The organism is Agathobaculum massiliense, assembly GCF_900291975.1.
In the GTDB taxonomy this organism is placed as follows: domain Bacteria; phylum Bacillota; class Clostridia; order Oscillospirales; family Butyricicoccaceae; genus Agathobaculum; species Agathobaculum ammoniilyticum.
Genome location: NZ_OMPN01000001.1, coordinates 476,506 through 499,775 on the forward strand (window position 1 = coordinate 476,506; position 23,270 = coordinate 499,775).

23 protein-coding genes are annotated in these 23,270 nt (G+C 52.9%); 11 read left to right on the forward strand and 12 right to left on the reverse strand.

Annotated elements, in window-relative coordinates; translation table 11 throughout:
- Positions 1-783: 783 nt before the first annotated feature.
- The 12 genes from DBQ51_RS02370 to DBQ51_RS02420 all read right to left on the reverse strand — a co-directional run bounded on the left by DBQ51_RS02370 (position 784) and on the right by DBQ51_RS02420 (position 11,591).
- Positions 784-1,008, reverse strand: a complete 225-nt coding sequence (locus DBQ51_RS02370; RefSeq protein ID WP_107630661.1) for a hypothetical protein — start codon at positions 1,006-1,008, stop codon at positions 784-786.
- 308 nt (positions 1,009-1,316) lie between these two features.
- On the reverse strand, positions 1,317-1,463 hold the full coding sequence (locus tag DBQ51_RS16400; protein ID WP_159068039.1) for a hypothetical protein: 147 nt from the start codon (positions 1,461-1,463) through the stop codon (positions 1,317-1,319).
- 103 nt (positions 1,464-1,566) lie between these two features.
- Positions 1,567-2,763 carry a cupin domain-containing protein gene (locus DBQ51_RS02375; RefSeq protein WP_107630662.1) on the reverse strand — a complete coding sequence of 399 codons (1,197 nt, stop codon included), beginning with the start codon at positions 2,761-2,763 and terminating at the stop codon, positions 1,567-1,569.
- A 37-nt stretch (positions 2,764-2,800) separates the two neighbouring features.
- Positions 2,801-3,634 carry a shikimate dehydrogenase family protein gene (locus DBQ51_RS02380; protein WP_107630663.1) on the reverse strand — a complete coding sequence of 278 codons (834 nt, stop codon included), beginning with the start codon at positions 3,632-3,634 and terminating at the stop codon, positions 2,801-2,803.
- Between the two features lie 18 nt (positions 3,635-3,652).
- Positions 3,653-4,888, reverse strand: a complete 1,236-nt coding sequence (locus DBQ51_RS02385; protein WP_159068040.1) for an NADH:flavin oxidoreductase — start codon at positions 4,886-4,888, stop codon at positions 3,653-3,655.
- A gap of 109 nt (positions 4,889-4,997) precedes the next feature.
- Complete coding sequence (locus DBQ51_RS02390) at positions 4,998-5,819, reverse strand: RraA family protein (protein WP_107630665.1); 822 nt, start codon at positions 5,817-5,819, stop codon at positions 4,998-5,000.
- Between the two features lie 58 nt (positions 5,820-5,877).
- Complete coding sequence (locus tag DBQ51_RS02395) at positions 5,878-7,053, reverse strand: mandelate racemase/muconate lactonizing enzyme family protein (protein ID WP_107630666.1); 1,176 nt, start codon at positions 7,051-7,053, stop codon at positions 5,878-5,880.
- A gap of 13 nt (positions 7,054-7,066) precedes the next feature.
- On the reverse strand, positions 7,067-7,723 hold the full coding sequence (locus tag DBQ51_RS02400; RefSeq protein WP_107630667.1) for an aspartate/glutamate racemase family protein: 657 nt from the start codon (positions 7,721-7,723) through the stop codon (positions 7,067-7,069).
- 12 nt (positions 7,724-7,735) lie between these two features.
- On the reverse strand, positions 7,736-8,380 hold the full coding sequence (locus DBQ51_RS02405; protein WP_107630668.1) for a hypothetical protein: 645 nt from the start codon (positions 8,378-8,380) through the stop codon (positions 7,736-7,738).
- A 27-nt stretch (positions 8,381-8,407) separates the two neighbouring features.
- Positions 8,408-9,412 (reverse strand): aldo/keto reductase, encoded by a 1,005-nt coding sequence (locus DBQ51_RS02410; protein ID WP_159068041.1) that lies wholly within the window; start codon positions 9,410-9,412, stop codon positions 8,408-8,410.
- A 40-nt stretch (positions 9,413-9,452) separates the two neighbouring features.
- Positions 9,453-10,316, reverse strand: coding sequence for an aldo/keto reductase (locus tag DBQ51_RS02415; protein ID WP_107630670.1), 864 nt, complete (start codon positions 10,314-10,316; stop codon positions 9,453-9,455).
- Positions 10,317-10,523: 207 nt separating this feature from the next.
- On the reverse strand, positions 10,524-11,591 hold the full coding sequence (locus tag DBQ51_RS02420) for a LacI family DNA-binding transcriptional regulator (RefSeq protein ID WP_107630671.1): 1,068 nt from the start codon (positions 11,589-11,591) through the stop codon (positions 10,524-10,526).
- Between the two features lie 396 nt (positions 11,592-11,987).
- Between DBQ51_RS02420 and DBQ51_RS02425 the strand changes: the two genes are divergently transcribed.
- From DBQ51_RS02425 to DBQ51_RS02475, 11 genes are all read left to right on the forward strand, one after another.
- Complete coding sequence (locus tag DBQ51_RS02425) at positions 11,988-12,824, forward strand: transketolase (protein ID WP_107630672.1); 837 nt, start codon at positions 11,988-11,990, stop codon at positions 12,822-12,824.
- On the forward strand, positions 12,821-13,750 hold the full coding sequence (locus DBQ51_RS02430) for a transketolase family protein (RefSeq protein WP_107630673.1): 930 nt from the start codon (positions 12,821-12,823) through the stop codon (positions 13,748-13,750). Before DBQ51_RS02425 ends, DBQ51_RS02430 begins: the two co-directional genes overlap by 4 nt.
- 12 nt (positions 13,751-13,762) lie before the next feature.
- Complete coding sequence (locus DBQ51_RS02435; RefSeq protein WP_107630674.1) at positions 13,763-15,247, forward strand: FGGY-family carbohydrate kinase; 1,485 nt, start codon at positions 13,763-13,765, stop codon at positions 15,245-15,247.
- A gap of 227 nt (positions 15,248-15,474) precedes the next feature.
- A complete protein-coding gene (locus tag DBQ51_RS02440) occupies positions 15,475-16,440 on the forward strand; it encodes a DctP family TRAP transporter solute-binding subunit (protein ID WP_159068042.1) in 966 nt (321 codons plus the stop codon).
- A 33-nt stretch (positions 16,441-16,473) separates the two neighbouring features.
- A complete protein-coding gene (locus DBQ51_RS02445) occupies positions 16,474-17,016 on the forward strand; it encodes a TRAP transporter small permease (protein WP_159068043.1) in 543 nt (180 codons plus the stop codon).
- A 4-nt stretch (positions 17,017-17,020) separates the two neighbouring features.
- The gene (locus DBQ51_RS02450) at positions 17,021-18,295 is read left to right on the forward strand and encodes a TRAP transporter large permease (protein ID WP_159068044.1); all 1,275 of its coding nucleotides are present in this window, start codon (positions 17,021-17,023) and stop codon (positions 18,293-18,295) included.
- 128 nt (positions 18,296-18,423) lie between these two features.
- Entirely contained in the window at positions 18,424-18,879 is a 456-nt protein-coding gene (locus DBQ51_RS02455) for a hypothetical protein (RefSeq protein ID WP_107630677.1), read from the forward strand.
- Positions 18,880-18,907: 28 nt separating this feature from the next.
- A complete protein-coding gene (locus DBQ51_RS02460; RefSeq protein ID WP_107630678.1) occupies positions 18,908-19,558 on the forward strand; it encodes a bifunctional 4-hydroxy-2-oxoglutarate aldolase/2-dehydro-3-deoxy-phosphogluconate aldolase in 651 nt (216 codons plus the stop codon).
- A gap of 3 nt (positions 19,559-19,561) precedes the next feature.
- Positions 19,562-20,584 (forward strand): sugar kinase, encoded by a 1,023-nt coding sequence (locus DBQ51_RS02465; protein ID WP_107630679.1) that lies wholly within the window; start codon positions 19,562-19,564, stop codon positions 20,582-20,584.
- Between the two features lie 116 nt (positions 20,585-20,700).
- A complete protein-coding gene (locus DBQ51_RS02470; RefSeq protein ID WP_277997736.1) occupies positions 20,701-21,624 on the forward strand; it encodes an AEC family transporter in 924 nt (307 codons plus the stop codon).
- A gap of 957 nt (positions 21,625-22,581) precedes the next feature.
- On the forward strand, positions 22,582-22,854 hold the full coding sequence (locus tag DBQ51_RS02475; RefSeq protein ID WP_242977805.1) for a helix-turn-helix transcriptional regulator: 273 nt from the start codon (positions 22,582-22,584) through the stop codon (positions 22,852-22,854).
- The last annotated feature ends 416 nt before the right edge of the window (positions 22,855-23,270 follow it).

Here is a 23,270-nt window from a genome sequence, read left to right on the forward strand (position 1 = left end):
CACCATGCGGCACCTCTCTCTTTCTTATAGTACCAAAGTTACTATATTTCAGGCAATATTGCAAAACATTTTGCATAGTTATCCGACGGGAGCATGTGGATCGACAAGGAAATTGGGACTAAAAAATCGCACTTTTCCATCAAGAAAAAGTGCGATTATATGGCGGAGAAGGTGGGATTCGAAGTCATTTTTTGCAGTATATACCTCCAAAAAACTTCTATTATTTTCATTTTATTGCAGTTATCTCAACTTATTTTTCCATTTGGAGCACATAGATCTCGTTGCTTTCATTATGTTAGGGGTAACATTAGGGGGAGGCATGTCACGCACACCCGCTCATGTTGCCCCTGCTTGAAGTAACGGCTTGGCAGTATACCAGCTATAGAGGAATTCCTCAGCGTTCTCCGCTTTCCGGTTACACAGAAGAAAGAAATAATTATCGTCTTAAAGTTGTTCAAGGCTTTTAAGCAACAGAAATTAGGATAGGTATAATTGCTGTGGTCACTTTCACCGTGTTAATATCGCAATTTTCACCTATCAAATCCACGATGAATTTTGTCTTTTCGAGGTCTTTCGCCACACGATCCGCCGTCTCATAGATACGGAAAACATAGTGGGAGATTGACGAAATGCTGACCTTCGTGCTATGTTGTGTCTCAAGCCAGTGCTGAATGTCACGTTAGCTCATGTTGTCCTTTGTCAGCATTTCGTTTACCTAATCCCCCCCTTTTGGCAACTGGTACATTCGTGAATCAGAGCGCGGCTTACGCGGTTTATCAGCCATTACAGATCAATCCACGCTTCATCATCGCCGCCGTTCTCAATGAACCGAATCCCCTTGGTGGTCAGACGGGCCACGCCGTCACGCTCATAGGCTGTGTAGGGCGTGATGCGTACATCGGTGAACTCAATTAGCCCCATATCGGTAAGATACTTGAGTGGCTCCCAAATGTCAGGATCGGAAACCAGGCCGCCTTTCATCAGGTCGTTGGAGATGCGCCGAACCATAAGGCATGCTGGCGGCTCTTGACCAGCATCCGTAAAATGTATCCCCTGATTGTCGCGTTGGCGCGTCCGGCCTCTTCAAATGCGGTTTTAGAGGTTTTCACGTTTTGTTTATCCTATTTTCACATATTACAGGTAACATGACAACATGCTTGACCACAGCAACAACAGCAATTTTTACAAAACTCTCTGCCCCCCCTCCCCCCGCAGGAGTCTCTCCAGTCGGCTGAGGCTTGACCGCATGCGTCCGTGTAACACGCGGCCCCGTGCCAGATATTAGGATTTGCCACTCAACGTCTTATCAATCAACACTATATTTCCAAAGCGGACGCTACCGCATCTGATCCGAACTGGAAGACGCGCCCCTCTTGTTGTATCCCCGCCTTCTTCTGATCGCTCCCCGCCTGCTCGCTATCGACTGGCAGCCGTCCGGCATCGCGCTGACGCAGACGACGCACTGCTGTCGCCTCCCCGCTGCAGCCATGCGCTATGTTTGACTGTACATTCTCTTTTATTCTTTAAACAATCAAACGGAGCGGTACAAAGTACCGCTCCGTTTGATTATTTCTGCACATAAACCGCGTTATCCGGTCCAAAATGCTGGAGGATTACCATCGGTTCAGTCTGGCTGTTATTCGTGATTCGGACACCGCTCTGCGCGCGATCCTTGCTCACGAAGAATTCATCCGCAGTCAAGTCCCCGACCCGCATCATGTTGACTGCCTCCGCGTCGAAACTGCCGAATTTGCCGTAGCCCTGCAGCAGAACACAGCCATAAGCGGCGCGGTCGGTCAGTGTGACCGTGCTGCGCGGCGCAATGGTCGTTTCCTTGGCGGTGATGTAATCATTGCCGTAGCAGATCCACTTTTCCGTCAGGTTCTCATCCGTCTTGGACAGCTCTACCGGCGGGCGGAAATAGTGCTCCTTGAAGTCCGGATCGAAGTTTTTCTCCCAGTCCACCGCATCCATGATATAATCCACCTTATTTTCCTCATCCGGCGGACAGATGTCGGTCAGGAACCTCTCCGCGTATACCTCGCCGCAGACGACATTTTCAAACACACAGTTCAGGTCTGTGCTCCACTGCGGCTCATAGGTCAGCAGGGAACCTGGCGCGTGCAGCACGCCGGCCGGTATGTACCAGCCTGTGCCGATCTCCAGATCGAACGCGCGGGAAAGCGATGTGATATGGGTGTCACGGTCCCCGAAATGCTCGAGCCGTTCCCGCACATCCGCTTTCGTCACATTCGGGTTGAAGCCGAAATAGGTCGAGGGGCGCTCGCCTGCATAGTTGTTCAACTGCGGTGGGAAGTAATAGCATTCCGGCTTGGCCGAACATCCAACTTTTTCCGCTACTGCGTCGTCCGGATGGAAGTGGAAATACAGCGGATTTTTGTAGTCAAAAAACTTGGCGAAAATCGGCCATGTGCCGTACTTCTCCTGCAATTCCCTGCCTATCAATTCCTCTTTCAGTTCCGCGACCGCGTCAGCCAGCGTGATCTGCTGTCCATCCGGACAGAGAATATAGCTCAGTCCCTCGTCCTCACGCTTCAGGTTATTGTTACGGGTACGGTTCACCGAGCTGAACCAGCGCTCCATGACCGCGCCCGCCTCCATACCGTAGGCATAATAATCGTCCGGATGGATTTTCAGGCGGTAGCCCGGCAGGTTAAAGGTTCTGGTTACGAAAGTGGGGACCATACGAAAAATCCCGCCGCCCGCCTCAAATGCCTTGCGGATCGTATCTTTTTTATCCATATTGTGTTTCACTCCTTTTTCTGCTGTTTTTGTCCTATCAGTCCCCGCGCTCGATCAGGGCGACCAGTTCGCACGCCGCTTCATCTGTGGGCGCGGTACCGGTCCAGATCTCCATCGCGCGGATCCCCTGGCAGGAACTCATCGTATTTCCAACATAGCTGCGCAGCCCGCGTGCGGCCGCCGCAGCCGGCAGCCGGGCAGCCGGATTGGAATAATTGACATCAAACACCACCGCGTCCGGCCGAAGCCTGTCCAGGAAGTCCAGCGACGCATAATCGTCATAGCCGACCTGTCCTAAAACGCTGGCGTTGATGAATACATCCGCACCGTCCGCGCAGGCGCACAGATTTTCCGCATTCAGTATATGACCGGTAAACAGAGGCCCCATCCTGTCGGTCAGCCGCTTTGTCTCTTCCTCGAACAGGTTGAGTACATCCACCTTTGCTACGCTATTTACAGAAAGGTTATACGCGATCGACAGGGCAACGCCGCCCGCACCGACCATAGCCACATGCTTTCCGGCAAAATCGACACCTTTCAGCCCAAGCGATTTGATCATGCCCCAGCCATCGGTATTATAGCCGATCAGCTTGCCATCCCGCACAAGGATCGTATTGGCTGAGCCACATTTTTCTGCCGACTCATCCAACGCATCACAGTATTCCATGATTTTCACCTTATACGGCATCGTCACCGTAAAGCCCTTCATCTGCTCTTTCATAGTCTGCACGGTTTCGTCCAGCCGTTCCGGCGGCACATTGCAGATGGTGAAATCCACATCCACGCCGATGCTTTTGCCGAAGAACGTATAGGCACGGGGCAGCACGGAATTATGGATATCTTTCGCCAAAAGCCCCAATTTGTATTGCATGGTTGTCTCCTTTCCTCGTTATTTCCGTACGCAACGCATTTCCTGCCCACTCTTGATCAGCGCCGTACAGCCCCCACACGCCATACAGGGCTTTTGCAGCCGCCGGCCGGACAGGATATCGTCTGCATAGTATGGGGCTGCAACCCACTGGCGGCCAAAGCCCGCCAAATCGAACCATCCATCCCGTATGCCGCCGGCGGCGACCATCGGCGCATAGTCCCGCAGCCAGGTAAAACCGGAAGCGACGACGCAAACACCCGTCGCCGCCTGTTTGACCATGCGCGCGGATTGCAGCAAGCGCTCGACACCCTCCAGCGGGTGTTCATCCGGTATCGCCGCACCACGGTCATAGGGCCGGATCATATATGGCGTGCAGGCACCGATTCCCGCGCTGACATTGAGGATGGAAACCCCCAGCTCCGCCAGTTCCTGCACCAGACGGAGCGGCTCGGCCATATCCTGCTTTTTCGCATCGTCCGGATCACAGCCCCATCCATAAGGATACGGCAGACCATCCGTGACATTCAGACGCACCCCTACCGCCAGTCCAGTATGCTCCCGCACATCGCGCACAATATCGCGCAGCAGTCGCGTCCGATTCTCATAGCTGCCGCCGTAACGTCCCGGGCGATGATATGCGGCGAACAGTTCGTTGAGCAGATATCCATGGCAGGCTCGGATATCGACTGCGTCAAAGCCCGCCTGCTCTGCTAACTGGGCAGCGGCTACATAGTCCCCGCGCAGGCCGTCCAGTTCCTCGTCCGTAATGATACGGCTGTTTTCCTTGGGAATGAGCGGATTGGAAAACGCACAGATCGCCCGACGCTGCCCGTCCGGATTGCTGTATCGGCCGGAATGGGTGAGCTGTGCCACCACATAGGGGCAGCCGCTTTCATGAATGGTGTCCACCAACCCACGGAACCTATTAACATTATCTTTTGTGATCCAGAGCTGCTTCGCGCCAGATTTTCCCTCAAAATTGACGGATATCGACTCCATCCAGATCGTACCCGAGCCTCCCTGCGACAAACGCCGGTACCGCTCGACGACCTGCTCATTCGGACCGCCGTCCGCGTCCGCGTCAAACCCCTCGATCGGCTGAGCGAGCAGGCGGTTTTTTATCGTATGGGTGCCGCACTGCAGAGCCTCTCTCAGAATCGAAGTATCTTCCGCATAGGGAAGCCCGTGTTGAAGCACGGCGCAATCTGCTTTGAATTCCTCCGCATTTTTATAAGAAAATGGCCTGTGTTCCATTGTATTCCTCCCTTGTCCTGCACGCCGTATCATAATGGAAGAGCGGCTGGATGCCGACCGCCAGCCGCCCTGTTCTCTGCCGGAAGTATTCCTTCCGCAACGCGTGCGGTCAGTCCTCCTTTGCCGGATTGCACCGCAGATGGCAGATCTCGTAGGCATGGATGCATTCATCCACCGTCTTGGCCTGTTCGATCACCTTATTGGTTTCATCTTCCGCCCACTTTTCCGCTTTGCACATGGCGAGCAGCTCTTCCAGCATTTCGGCCTTGAACTTGACCGCGCCGTCCCGATCCATATGGACCAGCTCGCCGGGCTCGACCTCCATACCGGCTACTTCCACCTTGCCGTTGAGCTCATAGATCATGGACGGGGCTGTGGAGGCAATGGTTCCTGGGATCATCAGCTGCATGCCGTAGCCCTCCAGCTCCTCCACATCGCGGATCGCGCCGTCGCAGATGACATTCTTCACGCCAAGGATATTGCATACCCGTCCATACTGGCCGCCGAAGTTGCTGTCGGCCAGACGCATGGCCTCCGGCTCGTCCACTTGGATGACCAACGTGACCGGCTTGGGGCTTGCATCGATCAGGCGTAAGAGGTCGTATCGCGTCGGCGCGTCAAATTCCGGCACCGGCACCCCCACGCGCATAGTCACGACAAAACCACAACGCGCGCCGATCTTGGTATTTGTGCAGTGTAGGGATGCGTCGGTATAATATTTATCCATGCGCGAGGTATAGTAGTCCACTCTGCGGTGACCTTTTTCCAGGCAGGCCGCTACAAAGCCGCTCGGATACTGCTCCAGCTCCTTAGCGATCTCCGCCATACGCTCATTAGTCAACGGCTCCTTGTTTTCCGGTTCATATTGAAAGCGGATATTCTCCTGCAGCTTGGCGACCAATTCGTTCTCCTGTTCCTTTGTCATTGCCATTTTTATATGCTCCTTTTCCTGTATATCGTTGTGTTGCTGCGCCCTATCCCACAGGGTATCAGGCTTTATACTTTTCCACCGTATCCATATTCAGCTCAATGCCGAGCCCCGGTCCCTGCGGCACATAGACGAAACCGTCCGCCGCGATATCGATCTTCTCAGTCAGCAGCTCGTCGCGCAGCGGATACACGTTGCGGTCCATTTCAAACAGGCCTGCGTTCGGCAGCGAGGCCAGGAAGTGCAGGTTAGCCGCCAGGCTCACGCCCGATGAGAACACATGCGGGTTGCACGGCAGATTATGCGCCAGCGCAAGGTTAGCAATTCGGCGGCATTCCGTAATACCACCCGTCCAGACACAATCCGGCTGCACGATGTCGATCGCCCTCCGCTGGATGAATTCGCGGAATCGATAAAATCCGACCTCGGATTCATATCCTGCCACCGGCATATCAAGCGCGGCGGCAAGCTCCGCCGAACCGTCGATATTATCCAGATGAAGCGGCTCCTCCAACCAGTACACGCCCATTTCCTGTAACTTTTTCCCCATCTGTATTGCCGTAAAGGTGTTCCAGTTGTTATTAGCGTCCACCATGATGCGCGCGCCGTACTCCTTCGCCACGGCGCAGCAGGCCGCCACGCGCTCCAGATCCTCGTCCAAGGAATACCGGCACTCCTCGGTAAACGCCATGTTATGCAGCGGTGTCATCAGCACCTCCGGATTACGGCCGATCTTGATCTTCGCATACCGGAAGCCGCGTTCGAAATAGCTGCGGCATTCTGCGGCGATCGCCTGAGTATCCTTGCCACGCGAGTAGAAGCCCGAGCTGGCGTAGGGCGTCACCTTATCCGCGTAGCCGCCCAGCAGCTTATAAACCGGCAGCCCAGCCTTTTTGCCCAAAATATCCCACAGCGCGATGTCGATGCCACTCATCGCGGCGAAGATCAGCCCGCTCCTACCGTGCTGACGGGTCCGGTCAAACATACGCTGCCAGACGAGCTGGATATTGGTCGGATCCTGGTCCAGTACGATGGGCTTCAGCTCAGTCTCGATCACGATTTTTGTCGTTTCCGGAGGTCCGCCAAAGCAGGCCGACTCCCCAAGTCCAACAATCCCTTCATCCGTGTAGACCTGCACCAGCACAGCGGAACGGATCGAAAAAAAATTCTGCGCGTCCGCAATGCCGTTCTCGTACTGGTATTTCAGAATCGTTGCTTTTACATCTGTGATTTTCATGTCCTGCCTCCTGTCATGCAAAATATGCCGCAAGCTGCTCCAAGCCAGACTGGACGCTGGTCAGCACTGGCACACTGAGGCTGCCGCACTGCTCCGCAGCGTCCAGCATCGTTACCTGCGCGAACACCAGCACATCGTAAGCCGCTGCCGCCTCTTTTGCCTTTTCTACGATCAGTCGGTCGTGCTCCTGCTTATCCCCTGCGTTCAATGCGTCGCGCGCTCCATCCACCACGATCACATCAACGGTCACTTCGCACCCACAGTCTGCTGCAAAGGCCAGAGCTGCGGCCTTGGAAGTCCGCGCGGTCGGCGGGAACGTGATCAGCATGCCGATCCGCTCCCCACTTTGGACCGCTTGCTTGAGCATTGGGCCGTCGATCGTCAACATCGGGATGGATACTGCTTTCTGCGCCTCACGCACGGCAATTCCCAGCGTGGTGCATATACAGACGAATACTGCCGCGCCCTGCTCCTGTGCGATCGCGCCGTACTCCACTATCCGCTTGACGATGGATGGGGTCGGCAGCCCACCGTTGGCAATCACTTCGGGCAGCACGCCGTCCTCTAGGATCGTGATCAGCTCCGCATCTGGGTACCGCTCATGGAACGCCGCTTTCATCGGCGCGGGCGTCGCCAGAGTCGTATGGAAAAATGCCGCTTTTTTGGCCATGATCCCGCTCCCTCAGTCCGCTTTTTTCCGTGTGATGTGGATGCCCATGAATACTGTCGGCGCGAAAGACTGGAACTGATGCCACTGGTAACCGCCGTTCGCATCAAAAAGCACGTCATGGACGATGCCAGGCGCCATCTGCATCTCACGGAACTTGGTGTCGAAGTCCTTTTCATGAAACATCTGCATCGCACCTGCGCCGAGCAGCAGGCAGTGGTATTCGTCGATATCGCGCGGATGATTCTGATGCAGGCCAAGGTTATGCGGCTGGGCGATGCAGTTGCTATCGATATAGATCATACCGTCGTGGACGAATTCGCCCTCGGCATGGTAGAACGGCAAGCCCTTGAAGCGCTCTTCCGGACGCAGGGTGTACATCTGCGGCCACGCCTCGGCAAACTTGTCGAACACATTGGGATCCGCAGCCAACTCCTCATAGTTTTCCACAATAACCGCCTTGTCGATATGGGGGACGGTAGTGTGGCCGACAATCGTGCCTTTCATCGGCTGCAGCGGGATGCCCTCGAGCAGAATGTCCTCCTTCACGTCATAGGACAGGTTGATCAGGATCGCCATCATGCTGATCTCGTAGTTACTTTCGTCCTCGATGTACTTGACCTTCAGCATCGGTTCGCCGTATTTTAATTTCTGGATCATACTTTTCTAGTCCTTTCTGTATGTTTGTTATTTCTTGAACACATTGGTGAATTCCTTGAGCTTCATATCCGTGTTGCCCTCATCCTGGATCGCATTGATGCGGGTCACATACTCGGAAGCCAGCGGCCCCATCTCGACTGTTGCGATGTTATCCTGGATGTGCGCCAGCGCGCGGGCACCCAGCGTATGCGAGTGGATCTCTGGGAAAGACAGGACATAGCGCACCGCGAGCTGCACCATATTCAGCCCCAGCTCGTCCGACAAGTCGTACAGCTTGGAGAGCTTGCGCGCCTGCGAGACTACCTTTTCATCCTCCGACTGCAGGAAAGCCTCCAGCGCCGCACGGTCCTTATTGACCAGCCCCGGGTTGTTCTGCCCTAAGCAGCCGCCGACCAGCACGCCAACATCGTGCTCCTTTGCCGCCGGAATCAGTTCATCGAACATCCAGCGGTTGAGCAGGCTGATGCCCCCCGCGACCATGACCACGTCGAACCGACCGGTACGCGTCATCTTCGCCAGCGCGGAGCAGTCCCACGACGAGCCGCCGATATACTGGGTCAGCCCCTCCTTTTTAAGCTGCTCCAGCACCTCCATAATCACGCAGTCCGCCGTATCAAAGTTCGCCTTCCACTCGCGCTCAACCTCGTGCATAAGCAGGATGTCAAAATGGTCGACGCGCATCAGCCACATGGAATGCTTGATGGTGGCCATGATTTTTTTCGGATCCTGAAACGCCTCGATCGCGCGCTCCTTCATTCCTGCGAGGATGCCCTCGTGCAGATGCCCCACCTTGGCGCAAATAATCGGCTTATCATCCGGATGGCGCTGTAGCGCACGGCCTACGATCGCTTCGCTTTCGCCGCCGCCATAGCACTGTGCGGTATCGATCAGGTTCACGCCATGCGCGATTGCATAATCGATGATCGCGTCTGCCTCCTCGGGTGCCACGTCGAACATGCTGGTAAACTGGAAGCCACCCAGTCCTAGCGCGGATACCTCATAACCGGTTCTGCCCAAAGTACGTTTGATCATTTTTCTTCCTCCCGTTTTGTTATCTATAGAATATTTCATTTTAGAACACGTTGAACGTATCCGGATTATTACCCGAATAACCGGTCAGCGGCATCGCGTCGATCACCGCCATATCCTCTGCCGAAAGCACGAAGTCAAACACATTCGTATTGTCCTTGATGCGGGACGGCGTAACCGATTTCGGCAACGGGGCGACCCCGTGCTGTAGGCACCAGCGAACACAGACATGCGCCACAGTTTTTCCGTACTTTTCCGCGATCTGCTTGACGGTCTCGTTCTGGAACATCGCTCCGCTGCCCATCGGGCTCCACGCCTCGACCTGTATCCCGTTTTCCTTGCAGTAAGCAACCGTTTCCGCCTGCATATAGCCGGGGTGGAACTCGATTTGATCCACCATTGGCTTTACTCCGGTCTCCATCAGGGATTTGAGGTGGTGGGGCAGGAAGTTGGATACGCCGATCGCGCGCACTTTGCCCGCCCGATACAACTCGGTCAGGGCGCGCCAGCTTTCCAGGTTCATCTCGTCCCAGTTTTCACAGTTGCCCGCGTTCGCCGGCCAGTGAATCAGATACAGGTCAAAATAGTCCAAGCCGAAATCATGCAGCGACTTTTCGAACGCCTCCAGCGTCTTTTCGTACCCGCGGTGCGTTGTCCAGACCTTACTGGTCACAAACAGCTCCTCACGGCGCACGCCGGCTGATTCCATTCCCGACCGAATGCCCTCACCCACACTTTTTTCATTTCCATAAACCGCGGCGCCGTCAATATGTCGGTAGCCCGCTTCGATCGCTGCTTTTACGGCGCGAACTGCGGTCTCTCCATCCGGTGTCTGCCAAGTGCCGAAGCCTACGCAGGGCAGCTTGACGCCATTGTGTAAAACGAACGCATCCGTTAACTGTTTCATTCTTCTCACTCCATTTTGTCGTATTGGTTTCGTTATCCAACGGTGTCTGTGCGTCTCCCCTCCATTTCATTGTCAAGCAATTATTAAAACGATTCATTTTATTTTTACAAAGTGTTATATGGTATTTTTTATGATTATTTTCAAAAACATTGAATCGTTTTATTTTATAAATATGATGGTATACAGAGTATTCCGCACCATATCAGCTTATATTTTTTCCAAACTGCTTTTCCGCACCATCAGACGCGGACGGAAATAAAGGTTCTGAGGCTCCTCCGCCGGATACTTCAGTCTGGCAAGAATCATTCTGGCCGCCTCCTCGCCCATTTCGTCTTCGTGCATGCCAAACGAGGTAATGTCGAGAATCTTGGAAATTTTCAGATTATCCAAACCGGTCAGCGCAATATCCTCTGGAATTTTTCCGTTCAGGTCATGCACAGCTTCCCAGCATCCGATCGCCTGTTGATCGTTGGACGCACAAATCGCCGTCGGCCGGTCCTGCATCTGGAACAGGATGCGTCCTGAATTATATCCTCCACGCTCATTATAATCGTTCCACTGCACATATGTTTCAGGGCAGATAAGCCCGCACTCTTCCATAGCCGTCTGGAACCCTTCATAGCGCTGCCGATACACTTCCAACCCTTTGGGCCCCGCCAAATATCCGATCCGGCTGTGCCCCATCGAAGCGAGGTGCTTGACCGCGTCATGTATTCCCTGTTGAACATCGATGGAAATAGTATCGAACGGATACCCCTGGTTCGCCCACAGATGGTTGCACATACCACACAGCACGATCGGCGCCGGCGTTTGCAGAACGGCGTCCAACAGCTCCTGGTCATAGGAGAAGTGTACCATGAACAGGCCGTCCACAACACGCTCCTGCAACAACCGGACCGCTTGCAGTTCCTCGTTTAGTTTACCATTGGTATAGTACAGCAACATGGAGTAGCCTTGCTTTTTAACCGTTTCCTGCACGCCTTCTATCATACCGAAGTATATCTCATTGGACGTATCCGGCAATGCCAGCATGATCAAACCGGTTTTCGCGGTTTTCAAAATCCGCCCGGCGCGGTTAGGCACATAACCCAGCTCTTTTGCTGCGTCCAGTACCAGCTTCCGGGTGGAATCCTTAACATATCCCACCGAATTAAGCGCGTTGGATACCGTGCCAACTGACACACCAGCCAGACGGGCCACATCACTGATTGAGCTTTTACCCTGTCGGCGCGCTTTTCTGTTTTCCTTTTTGACGTTTTCTCTTGTCTCCGCCATATTGCCTCCAATTAATTGTTATTACAGACAAATCGTTTCCCTTTCTTTCATTGTAGCCTGATTTCTACTATATTGCAATTGTGTAATTTGCCCGCACAAACCTGAATCGTTTTTTGTTGAAACGTTTTAATCACATTTTGATTATACACCTCGCGCATTTTTTTGCAATATCGTTTCTGTACATATTTCCTTGCATTTTTTCGGATGTTTTTTACAAAAATTCGAATTTTTCAAAAATAGGTCTTGATTTTTCCGTATGGTTTCGTATTCTTAAATTAAGACCGCTCCTTATCGCTTTTTTCATGAAACGTTTTAATATCCAAATCATTCAATACAGTTTAGCACATACAAACTACTTGCATCATGATTATCTCTACAACACAAGGAGAAGCGTTTATGGACGATTTAACCGCATTGCAAAAGCGTTCTTTCGAGCTTCGAAAGGATATCGTTGAGCTGATCCGTACCGGAAAGGCCGGTCATATTGGCGGCGATATGAGCGTTCTGGAAATTTTGATGACGCTCTATCTGCGCAGGATGCGCATCACACCGCAAACCGCTGCCTCCCCGGACCGTGACCGCTTTATTCTCAGCAAAGGGCACTCCGTAGAGGCCTATCTGACTGTTCTTGCCGCTGCCGGCTTTCTGGACATTGCTGAGGCGACAGAAAAGTTCTCTCAATTTGGTTCCCCCTACATCGGTCACCCTAACAACAAGCTTCCGGCGATTGAAATGAATACAGGCTCGCTCGGGCATGGATTGCCAGTGGCCGTCGGCATGGCTCTTGCCGCCAAAATGGACGGCAAAGACTACCGCGCCTATGTTGTGATGGGCGACGGCGAGCTGGCGGAGGGCTCGGTCTGGGAGGGTGCGATGTCAGCCGCACACTACCGGCTCGACAATTTGTGCGCGGTCGTGGACCGCAACCGTCTGCAAATCTCCGGCAGTACAGAAGACGTCATGGCGCTCGACGATTTGCATGCACGCTTCCGGTCTTTCGGCTGGCATGTGATCGATGTAGCCGATGGCAACAGCGTAGCCCAGTTGGATGCCGCTTTCGCGCAGGCGGAATGGCATAAGGGCCAGCCCAGCGTCCTGATCGCGAACACCGTCAAAGGCTGCGGCTCCGCCATCATGGAAAACAAGGCCGGCTGGCACCACAAAGTGCCCAACGATGAGGAATACCAGCAGATCTTGCAAGATCTCGCGGCAAGAAAGGAGGCCGTACAATGAATACGATTGCGAACCGTCAGGTCATTTGCGACACTTTGATACAGGCAGCGCAGTCCGATAATGATATTGTCGTCCTGTGTAGCGATTCCCGCGGCTCCGCATCGCTCGCCCCCTTTGCACAGGCTTATCCAGCGCAGTTTATCGAAACAGGTATCGCGGAGCAGGATCTGGTCGGCATTGCCGCCGGCCTTGCAAGCTGCGGCAAAAAGCCGTTTGCCGCCTCCCCTGCTTCGTTCCTTTCGACGCGCAGCTACGAGCAGATTAAGATCGACGTGGCCTATTCTTCCACCAATGTCAAGCTGATCGGCATTTCCGGCGGCATCAGCTACGGCGCGTTGGGTATGAGCCACCATTCGCTGCAGGACATCGCCGCCCTATCCGCGATCCCCCATATGCGCGTCTATCTGCCGAGTGACCGTTTCCAGACTGCAAAGCTGATGAAGGCGCTTTTGCAGGATGACAAAGGCGCCTATATCCGCGTGGGCCGCAATCCGGTAACGGATGTATATGAAGAAAACAACATCCCGTTCGAAATGGACCGCGCGACCAAAATCGGCGCAGGGGAAGACGTACTGATCGTTGCCTGCGGCGAAATGGTGCGGCCCGCCGTTGACGCCGCTGCACTTCTGCAGTCCAAGGGCATCGCGTGTACCGTACTGGATATGTATTGTCTCAAGCCACTGGACAAGCAGAGCATTATAGAAAATGCGCGGGAAACAAGGCTGGTCGTCACAGTGGAGGAACACGCACCCACCGGCGGGCTTGGTTCGATGGTCAGCCAGGTCCTGTCTGCCCACTACCCGAAAAAGGTAGTAAACCTGTCCCTTCCCGACGAGCCGGTCATCGCCGGCACTTCCAAAGATGTGTTCGCTTATTACGGCCTTCATGCCGAAGGAATCGCCGCCTCTGTAGAACAGAACCTGTAGGAGGGCGTCGCAATGAATATGCGTTACGTCCTTTCCGTTGACCAAAGTACGCAGGGTACCAAAGCCTTGCTATTCGACCAAGCTGGGCGCCTGCTTCACCGCAGTGACCTGACGCACCAACAGGTCATTGACGCGCACGGCTGGGTATCCCACGACCTTGAAGAGATCTATCAAAACCTGATCCGCTGTGTCCAGGCCGTTGTTCAGCAAGCCGGTATCCGCAAAAGTGATATCGTCTGTCTTGGTATCAGCAACCAACGTGAAACCGCTGCCGCGTGGAACCGTGAGACTGGCAAGCCGATATGCGGCGCCGTGGTCTGGCAATGCTCACGCAGCAACGCGATCTGTGAGCGCATCGCCACAGCCGCGTCCACGAAGCAGATCCAGCGCCGTACCGGCATCCCGCTTTCACCCTATTTCCCCGCTTCCAAGTTCACATGGATACGGGAAAATGTAGCCGAAGCAGCATTGCTCGCACAGCAGCACGCGCTGTGCCTGGGTACGGTAGATACCTGGCTGATCTACCGGCTGACGCAGGGCGCGAGCTATAAGACCGACTACTCCAACGCTTCGCGGACGCAGTTGTTCAACATTTCCACCCTGCAATGGGATCCTGACATCTGCCGCATGTTCGGTCTGGAGCCGGCAGAGCTGGCAACGGTCTGCGATTCTGATTCAGTTTTCGGTTTTACCGATTTGGAGGGCTTCCTGCCCGCCCCTATCCCCATCTGCGGCGTGCTGGGCGATTCCCACGGCGCGCTGTTCGGGCAGGGCTGTCTGCGCAGCGGAGAACTCAAGGTGACCTACGGCACGGGGTCTTCCGTAATGATGAATATCGGTTCTACCCCCAAATACAGCATGCACGGCCTGGTCACCTCGCTGGCCTGGCGCAGAAACGGCCAGACCCAATATGTCATGGAGGGCAACATCAATTACACCGGCGCGGTTATCACCTGGCTGCAGGAGCTTGGCCTGATTGCTTCGCCGCCGGAATCCGAGCAGCTTGCCCGACAGGCACACGCGGCAGACACGACTTATCTGGTCCCCGCCTTTACCGGACTTGGCGCCCCCTACTGGGACGGGGAAGCACAGGCAGCCCTATACGGCCTGACCCGACAGACCGGCCGAGCAGAAATCGTCAAAGCCGGCCTAGAAAGCATTGCTTACCAAATTTCAGACGTACTCCGCACCATCGAGCAGGACATCGGGATTCCCGTGCGTGAAGTATTGGCAGACGGTGGCGCAACCAAAAATGCCTATCTCATGCAGTTCCAGAGTGATATCAGCGGCACCCCCGTCCATGTTACGGATGCGGAAGAGCTGTCCGGTATCGGCGCGGCTTATATGGCGGGGCTTTCTTTCGGTATATATGATCCATCTGTCTTTTCCATCATCCAACGTACACCATACACACCGCAAATGGACGATCAGACCCGCTTGGCAAAACACGCCGGCTGGGAAGACGCAGTCCGCCGGACGCTGCGGCGTCAAGCGTGACCTAAACAGTTTATGTTGCCTTTCCCCCCTGTTTTCGGAGGTGGTGCTTTTACAAAAATTTCCCGCATCGTGTGCCGCAGTTATTTCATCACGCATCGAACATCCCCTGTGGCAACCGATCCGGCTGGTGCTTCTTCCTATCATGCATGGTAACACACAAAAAAGAAATAAGAAAAGAGAGGTAAATTATTATGAAACGAATCGTAGCTTCCTTGTTAAGTGCAACGATGATCCTGGGCCTTGGCGCCTGTAGCTCGAGTGGTTCGGATGCAAACAGTCAGGCCGGGGGTACTGTTGAGTTAACGCTTGACAGCGGCCTGACGCCGACCCATATTATCAACAAATGTGGCGAAGCGCTGGTAGATCTGGTAAACGAAAAGACCAACGGTGAGGTGCAGATCACCTTTTATCCCGCTGATACGCTTGGCAATTCCTCTGAGCGCGTAGCTATGTTGATGGGCGGTGAAACCGATATTTCGATGCAGGCACTGAGCGCATTCGACAGCTATAACCCACGCCAGGGCGTAGTCAATGCATTCTTCATGTTCAATGATTGGGATCACTACCAGAAGTACATGGAGTCCGATATCTATGGCGAGGTAATGTCCGGCCTCGAGGAGGCAACCGGCGCCACTGTACTCGGAGAAGTCTACTACAACCGCCGTCATATCGTCTCTAAAAAACCGGTTCAATCTCTGGCTGACCTGAAAGGGCTGAAGTTCCGCGTTCCAAACGAACCCATGCCAATCGCCTCTATTGAAGCGCTTGGCGCGTCCCCCACACCGATGGCAGGCAACGAGGTTTATATGGCGCTGCAGAACGGTACCATCGATGCAACCGAAAACGGCGCGGAACAGATTGTTGCACAGGCATTTTATGAGGTAGCGCCTTATATGACCTTTACTGCCCATCAGTATCAGACTCAGCTGTTTGTTTTGAGCGACGCTGGACGCCAGAAGCTTTCCGACGAACAATTTGAACTGCTCTGCGAGGCGGTCGATGAGGTTACTGCGGAATATAATACGCTTATCCAGGAATCCGAGGCAGAATATGAAGAGCAGCTCCGCAGCCAGATCAGCTGCTACGACATCGACACCTCCGAATTCCGCACAGCCTGCGAGGCAATGTACGACCAGCATGACGACGAATGGGGCGACGGTACCTGGGAGGCCATCCGCGCGCTTGCAGAATAACGCATATTTCCCACACATAAAGGAGGGATTGATTTGATTAAAAAGCTTGCGCGTTATTATACTGCCTTTGAGACATGGTTTTTGACCGTCTTATTTATGGGCGCGTTCGTCGTTGTTGCCATACAATCGGTTAGCCGCTATCTGTTCAACAGCCCAATTATTTGGACAGACGAGGTATCCACCATGCTGCAAATGTTCATGGCCTTCCTAGGGATTGGCTATGGTATACGGACTAAAAGTCATATCCGCATTGATGGAATATTTGTTTTCCTGCCTAAAAACGCACAGCGTATTTTATCGCTGATTTTCGATATTGCATTCATACTGCTTTGTATCGTTTTAATCCAGGACGGTATCAAGTATTCGATGAGCGAATGGAACGTTTCTTTTGGTACCTTTGCACTGGATCGCGGCAAAGCGTTCCTGGCTGTTCCCATCGGCTATGGACTTGCACTGCTTTACAGCGCGCTCAGTTGCATCGACTCTGTACGTGAGCTGTGTCACAAAGAACCTTGGTTCCGCTTCGGAGAAGGCGAGCAATCAGTTACTGATCTGGAAGACGAGGAGGCGAACTGAACAAATGGATTTCCTATGGTTGTTTGTATTTCTAATCGCCTTTATGGCACTGGGCGTTCCTGTGGCTATTTCGATGCTGATGGCTTCATTTATCTATATGCAGATGTTCGACATCAGCTTTTATAGCGCTGTTATTCAGTCTGTTGCAGCTCCCATGTCCCAAACGTTGCTTGCGGTAGGCTTCTTTATCCTGGCAGGCAACCTGATGAACCTGGGCGGTGTCACGCGGCGTATCTTCACTTTCGCGCAGGACGTTGTCGGCTGGATTCCCGGAGGCCTAGGACATGCCAATGTGCTCGCCAGTGTCATATTCGCGGGCATGAGCGGTTCTGCCACTGCCGACGCAGCCGGACTTGGAAAAATCGAGGTCAAAGCAATGACCCAAAACGGCTACGACAAGGAGTTTTCTGCCGCTATCACCGGAGCCTCCTCTGTGTTGGGGCCAATTATCCCACCCAGCGTGCCGATGATTCTGATGGCTACCCTCACCGGTGTTTCTACCGGACGGTTGTTTGCTGCAGGGATTCTTCCTGGTATTACCTGCGCGCTGATACTGATGATCATCGTATTTCTGCTGGCTCTGAAAAACGGCTATCCTCGGACGCCGTTCCCCACCGCACGCCTTTTCTGGGTTGACTTGAAAATGGCTTTTCTTCCCATGATGACCCCTGTCCTGATGCGTTTGAGCATTTACAGCGGTGTCTTTACCCCCTCGGAAGTTGCAGTCTTTGCAGGCATGTATGCGATCTGCCTGGGTCTTATCACCCACGAGCTTCCCCTGCGTCAGATACCACATATTTTCCGCGAATCCGCGCAGCTCCTCTGCAATATCCTGTTTATCGTTGTCGCTGCCAAGGTGTTCGGGTACGTCCTTACCCTTGAGCGTGTGCCGAATATCATTACGGAAATGATGATGAGCTTTGTTTCTTCGCCGACCGGCTGCATGATCGTCATTGTCATCATCATGCTGATCGTAGGCTGCATTATGGATGGTACCGCGGCAATTTTTATTGTTGCACCAATCCTGTATCCGGTAGCAACCTCCTTTGGTATCGATCCAATTCATTTCTGTATGGTATTCGTATTCACGCTAATGGTTGGCGTTGTAACCCCCCCATTCGGCATGGTACTGTTCATTCTTCAGAAGGTGGCCAAGGTCGATTTCGGCAAGCTATGTAAGGCCATGATTCCGTTTTTTGCTGGTCTTGGCATTGTCATCCTGTTACTGGCGTTTGTACCGCAGCTCTCTACCCTGATGCCTGCAATCATGTACGGATAAAATGCATATACGGAAAACGGCAGCACCCTAATCCGCTGCTGTTTTCCGTTCTACCTGCGCAAAATAAATTTTTCGTCCAATATTGAAACGTTTTAATATAAAATTATCACGAGGTGAAACAAACAGATATGAAGTTACCCATCCATAACATTAATGAAATGAAAATCAGCGGCGTTTCCATACAGCTTAATCCGCAGGAGAACGAATACAAGGAGCGCTATTTCCAGTGGACGCCCTACAATCTGAAAACCTCTTTTAACGGACAGGAAATCATCTCCGGCCGACTAATCGGCTGGCATCATGCACCAGTATTCACGGAAGTAGAAACACATGGCAGCGATGAAATGTTTTTCTTCACCCACGGTGAATGTATTATGATCTTCTGCGATCTGAAAAATGGTATTCCTGCACTGGAAACCGTACAGCTTGCCCGTATCCCTGCTGGGACCCAGGTGCTAGTTCATGCGGGCAAAGCTCACTTTGTCCCTGTAGCCACGGGTGATTATTTTGAAGCTGTACTGTATGCCCCTGTGCAGGATTCCCCGCGAGCCAGTCTTGCAGAACCCATAGAGGGTATTGTATAATCTATTCCTTTTCGAGAGGTCTGACCATATGAGAAAAAATATTATTCAACAGGTCGAACTGCATAAACTGATCGCGATCGTCCGCGGCATTCCGCACGATCAATGCATGCCGCTTGCGCAGGCGCTTTACGACGGCGGCATCCGCCTGCTTGAGATCCCTTTCAACCAACAGGAGCCGGACTCTTTCCTACAGACCGCGCGGACTATTTCCGACCTTTCCAACGCATTTAGCGGAAAGCTACTCATCGGTGCGGGCACAGTCGTCAGCACAGAACTGGTGCGCCTTGCCGCTGACGCAGGCGCACAATATATCATTTCCCCCGATACCAAAGAGTCGGTTATCGCGGAGACTCGCGAGCGCGGACTGGTATCCATGCCCGGCGCGATGACACCTACCGAGATCACACTGGCGCACCAGTCCGGTGCGGACTTTGTCAAGCTGTTCCCCGCCGGCGCGCTGAGTGTGGATTACTTCAAAGCGGTCTTTGCGCCGCTGGGACATATCAAGTATTTGGCGGTCGGCGGTATCAACACCGAAAACATCCCCGCGTTTCTCAAGGCCGGCTGCTGCGGCTTCGGCATCGGCGGTAATCTTGTCAACAAAACGTGGGCAGCTGAAGGCGCTTTCGACCGGATCACCGCAGTCGCGCAGGACTTTTGCTGCGCAGTAAGGAGTTAAACCATGCCCAAGATCATTACCTTTGGCGAAATCATGATGCGCCTGAATCCGGAGGGATACCGCCGGATTGTACAGGCCGATCGTTTTGAGACCAGCTATGCCGGCGGCGAGGCGAATGTTGCCGTTTCCTTGGTACAGTACGGGATGGACACCGCCTTTGTTTCTAAGGTTCCTGCCCATGAGATCGGGCAGGCCGCAGTCAACGCGCTGCGCCGGTACGGGGTGGATACCGCGTATATGCTGCGCGGCGGACCGCGCCTTGGCACCTATTATGTGGAGAAAGGCGCTTCCCAGCGTCCGTCCAAAGTCATCTATGACCGCGCGGGTTCATCTATTGCGCTGGCAAAATCTGCGGAGTTCGATTGGCCAACAATCTTCAATGGAGCAGACTGGTTCCATTTTACCGGTATCACGCCGGCACTCAGCGAAACGCTTCCGGTCATTTGTCTGGAAGCGGTCCAGGCTGCGAAAAGTGCTGGCCTTACCGTCAGCTGTGATCTGAATTACCGCAACAAGCTTTGGAGCCGCGAAGAGGCGCGGACGGTCATGGAAACGCTGATGCCGTACGTCGACATATGCATTGCTAACGAGGAGGATGCGGCCGATGTATTTGGCATCCACGCAGAAAATACAGATGTCGACAGCGGCAAACTGTCGCATGAGGGCTATATCAGCGTAGCCAGGCAGCTCAGCGAGCGATTTAAATGCAGGGCGGTCGCCATTACGCTTCGCGGAAGCATCTCAGCCAGCGAAAACAACTGGGCAGCGATGCTGTATAACGGCAAACAGGCTTTCTTTTCACAGCAGTACCGCGTCCATATCGTCGATCGGGTCGGCGGCGGCGACAGCTTTGGCGGTGCGCTGATTTACGCTCTGCTCTCGCAGTACGACAACCAAAAGGCGATTGACTTCGCGGCGGCCGCCTCCTGCCTCAAGCATTCTATCGAGCAGGACTTCAACCTGGTCAGTGTGGCAGAAGTCGAGTCGCTCGCAACTGGAAATACCTCTGGCAGGGTACAGCGCTAGGCACATGCACCCCCATATCTTTTAAAAACAAACGGCAAGACAATGCGTCTTGCCGTTTGCTTCTGCTTTCCTATATTTTCGCAAACCGATCGCGAGGTGATCTCATGATCAGCCTTATGCTGGCGAAAAAAATCTTATCCCTTTTTATTATCATGTTCATGGGCGTAGTTTTGGTAAAAAGCAAACTTGTTACACCCGAAAACAGCAAATGTCTTTCCGTCATATCGCTGTATGTCATCACACCATGCGTGATTCTCTCCGCTTTTCAAGTCGACTATACGCCGGATATTCAAAGCGGCTTTATCCTTGCCCTGATCGCTGCTGTTCTGGTTCATATCGTCCTGCTGCTTGTGACCAAAGCCTGCGGACATCTTTTCCATTTGACCGCGCTGGAGCGCGCGACGACGATCTATTCCAATGCGGGCAGTCTGATTATTCCCATTGTATCCTCTGTCCTCGGAATAGAATGGGTCATCTACACCACCCCCTTTGTCGCGGTGCAGCTTTCTTTGATCTGGAGCCACGGAAAAATGCTGTTATCCGGTGATACGCATATCGAATGGCAGAAGATCTTCAAAAACATCAATATGGTGTTTATTTTTATCGGTATCTTCCTTTTTATCGCAGGGATCCGTTTCTCGCCCGTGCTGCAGGAAGCCATCGTGTCTACGGGAGATATGACCGGCCCGTTGGCCATGCTCGTAACGGGTATCCTGATCGGCTCCATGGACTGGCGCAGGGTTCGCTCCTACCGCCGGCTATGGCTGGTCGCGCTGCTGCGCTTGATCGTGTCCCCCCTCCTGATCATTGCCGTTTTCTATTTTTCCCGACTCGCCGCCCTCGCGCCGGAAGGCGCACGCATCCTGTTCATCACGTTGCTTGCCGCCAGCACGCCCTCTTCGGCCGGCCTAACGCAGATGGCGATGATCTATGGCGACGATCCGGCCTATGCCAGCACGATCAATGCAGTCACCACTATGCTATGCATCGCCACTATGCCTGCGATCATCGGCTTGTATAGTATGATTTTCGGCATATAGCTGTTGTGCTTCCGATCACACCTAAATGTTTATTTTGAAGTATAGCGTGAATTTTATCCCACGCTATACCTTTGTTTTGGGGCATATCCATTCAGAAGCAACTCGTATCTTTTCGTAGATCCCGTGATGATCACCATTAGGGGGACAGCCCCGTACAACGCCCTTTCGCTTAGATCAAAGACGTTTTTGACGGTATATCCCCTCAAAATCTCCTATTATCTTTAATTTGTTGAAATTATCTCAACTTATTTTCCCATTTAGAACACATGACCCTCATTTTTTCTTCCCTGTGTTGCCGGCATGCCACTCATCTCAACACGTCCAGTCCATCAGAGTCAATTCTGTAGCAGCCTTTTCAGCGATCAGCGCCTTTACCCCTGTAATCGTAGGCAGGCTTGGTATTGTATCCATAAAGGTGTCCATGATCATAGTCGCATGACTGGCAAGCGCCAGCACCTGATGTCGTCATGAAGAATTTTTTCAGGTAATACCTGTATTTTTGTAATTTCCCGACAGTCCTGAGTAATTATGCCGCATACTGCCTGGCATTTTTCTTCAATCGTACAAAAAGTTGGCCATTGCAAAGCAAAACTTGGCGCGTCTTTTCCCCATATGGTTGCGGTCAGTTTAATTGCATCTCGTAGTTGCTCCTGATCATACCGTAAGGCAGAAAAATCCATACTTGGTTACAACCACTCAACATAAATTTTATTTATGGCATATTAAGCGTTTGTTGGGTTTCCATCCATCATTCCCAACAGCACCTCATTTGTTTTTCTGACACCAAAAAGGCATTCTACTCTTCAGCCAACATTTTCCCTTTCATAGTGTTACACTCTATCAATATTATATAACCTTAACCACTTACTGATTAGCTAAAATAATATAAAATTCGCGAACTTCTTATCTACTCGTCTTTATTCAAAACAGCATATTCTCTACGGCGATTATTCTGACGTGCTGAACGCCGAGCAGCTTGCCGCACTGCTTGTCATCTCGCGCGCGAGTGCGTATCAGCTGATGAACCGCACGGACTTCCCCAGGCTCTACATCGGCAAGCGCAAATTGGCGCCCAAGGACAAAGTCCTTGCATGGATAGACCAGCAGACCATGACACGACCACACAAACAGAATTCAACGTTTTCCGAACTTTTGGCGGATTTTCGATCCCGCGGTTTTGTTTCCAGGTCCAGCGGTAATTTGGCCGAAAGCACACCTTTCTTCCCATAAACCGAAAGCGCCGAAAAGGTGTACTTTGGAGATCCGGAAAAATTTGGCGGTAATTCTGAAATCAATTGAAACAGCACACTTTATTGCTTCAAGTCTTCGGAAAAACACTGAAATCAACAGATACGTCGTTCTGCACGGTTCCTCATTACCGAGCTGCTGGCTACGCAAGTGGGGCGGTACTGTTCCGAGGCATTTCCAACAAAAACAGCTGAAAGGCGGAGAAGCAAATGACCGATCCCTCAAAGGTGGCTTTTGAGTCCGCCTGCACAAGCTGAATGAATTATCTGAGCGGCTTGCGGTAGGCTGGCAGGATGACGCCTACCTGTACCGCCTTACTAACGCTGCACAGGATACTGCAATCGCCGCACGCGAAGTCCTATGCAGAAGCCCGCGAAAAAGATATCCTGTGCAGCAGG

What these genes read in the sequence shown, in the direction of transcription:
- DBQ51_RS02370 (WP_107630661.1), bottom strand. Translation starts at nt 1,008, where the DNA reads ATGGTTCGGCGCATCTCCAACGACCTGATGAAAGGCGGCCTGGTTTCC.
- DBQ51_RS02375 (WP_107630662.1), bottom strand. Translation starts at nt 2,763, where the DNA reads ATGGATAAAAAAGATACGATCCGCAAGGCATTTGAGGCGGGCGGCGGG.
- DBQ51_RS02380 (WP_107630663.1), bottom strand. Translation starts at nt 3,634, where the DNA reads ATGCAATACAAATTGGGGCTTTTGGCGAAAGATATCCATAATTCCGTG.
- DBQ51_RS02385 (WP_159068040.1), bottom strand. Translation starts at nt 4,888, where the DNA reads ATGGAACACAGGCCATTTTCTTATAAAAATGCGGAGGAATTCAAAGCA.
- DBQ51_RS02390 (WP_107630665.1), bottom strand. Translation starts at nt 5,819, where the DNA reads ATGGCAATGACAAAGGAACAGGAGAACGAATTGGTCGCCAAGCTGCAG.
- DBQ51_RS02395 (WP_107630666.1), bottom strand. Translation starts at nt 7,053, where the DNA reads ATGAAAATCACAGATGTAAAAGCAACGATTCTGAAATACCAGTACGAG.
- DBQ51_RS02400 (WP_107630667.1), bottom strand. Translation starts at nt 7,723, where the DNA reads ATGGCCAAAAAAGCGGCATTTTTCCATACGACTCTGGCGACGCCCGCG.
- DBQ51_RS02405 (WP_107630668.1), bottom strand. Translation starts at nt 8,380, where the DNA reads ATGATCCAGAAATTAAAATACGGCGAACCGATGCTGAAGGTCAAGTAC.
- DBQ51_RS02410 (WP_159068041.1), bottom strand. Translation starts at nt 9,412, where the DNA reads ATGATCAAACGTACTTTGGGCAGAACCGGTTATGAGGTATCCGCGCTA.
- DBQ51_RS02415 (WP_107630670.1), bottom strand. Translation starts at nt 10,316, where the DNA reads ATGAAACAGTTAACGGATGCGTTCGTTTTACACAATGGCGTCAAGCTG.
- DBQ51_RS02420 (WP_107630671.1), bottom strand. Translation starts at nt 11,591, where the DNA reads ATGGCGGAGACAAGAGAAAACGTCAAAAAGGAAAACAGAAAAGCGCGC.
- DBQ51_RS02425 (WP_107630672.1), top strand. Translation starts at nt 11,988, where the DNA reads ATGGACGATTTAACCGCATTGCAAAAGCGTTCTTTCGAGCTTCGAAAG.
- DBQ51_RS02430 (WP_107630673.1), top strand. Translation starts at nt 12,821, where the DNA reads ATGAATACGATTGCGAACCGTCAGGTCATTTGCGACACTTTGATACAG.
- DBQ51_RS02435 (WP_107630674.1), top strand. Translation starts at nt 13,763, where the DNA reads ATGAATATGCGTTACGTCCTTTCCGTTGACCAAAGTACGCAGGGTACC.
- DBQ51_RS02440 (WP_159068042.1), top strand. Translation starts at nt 15,475, where the DNA reads ATGATCCTGGGCCTTGGCGCCTGTAGCTCGAGTGGTTCGGATGCAAAC.
- DBQ51_RS02450 (WP_159068044.1), top strand. Translation starts at nt 17,021, where the DNA reads ATGGATTTCCTATGGTTGTTTGTATTTCTAATCGCCTTTATGGCACTG.
- DBQ51_RS02455 (WP_107630677.1), top strand. Translation starts at nt 18,424, where the DNA reads ATGAAGTTACCCATCCATAACATTAATGAAATGAAAATCAGCGGCGTT.
- DBQ51_RS02460 (WP_107630678.1), top strand. Translation starts at nt 18,908, where the DNA reads ATGAGAAAAAATATTATTCAACAGGTCGAACTGCATAAACTGATCGCG.
- DBQ51_RS02465 (WP_107630679.1), top strand. Translation starts at nt 19,562, where the DNA reads ATGCCCAAGATCATTACCTTTGGCGAAATCATGATGCGCCTGAATCCG.
- DBQ51_RS02470 (WP_277997736.1), top strand. Translation starts at nt 20,701, where the DNA reads ATGCTGGCGAAAAAAATCTTATCCCTTTTTATTATCATGTTCATGGGC.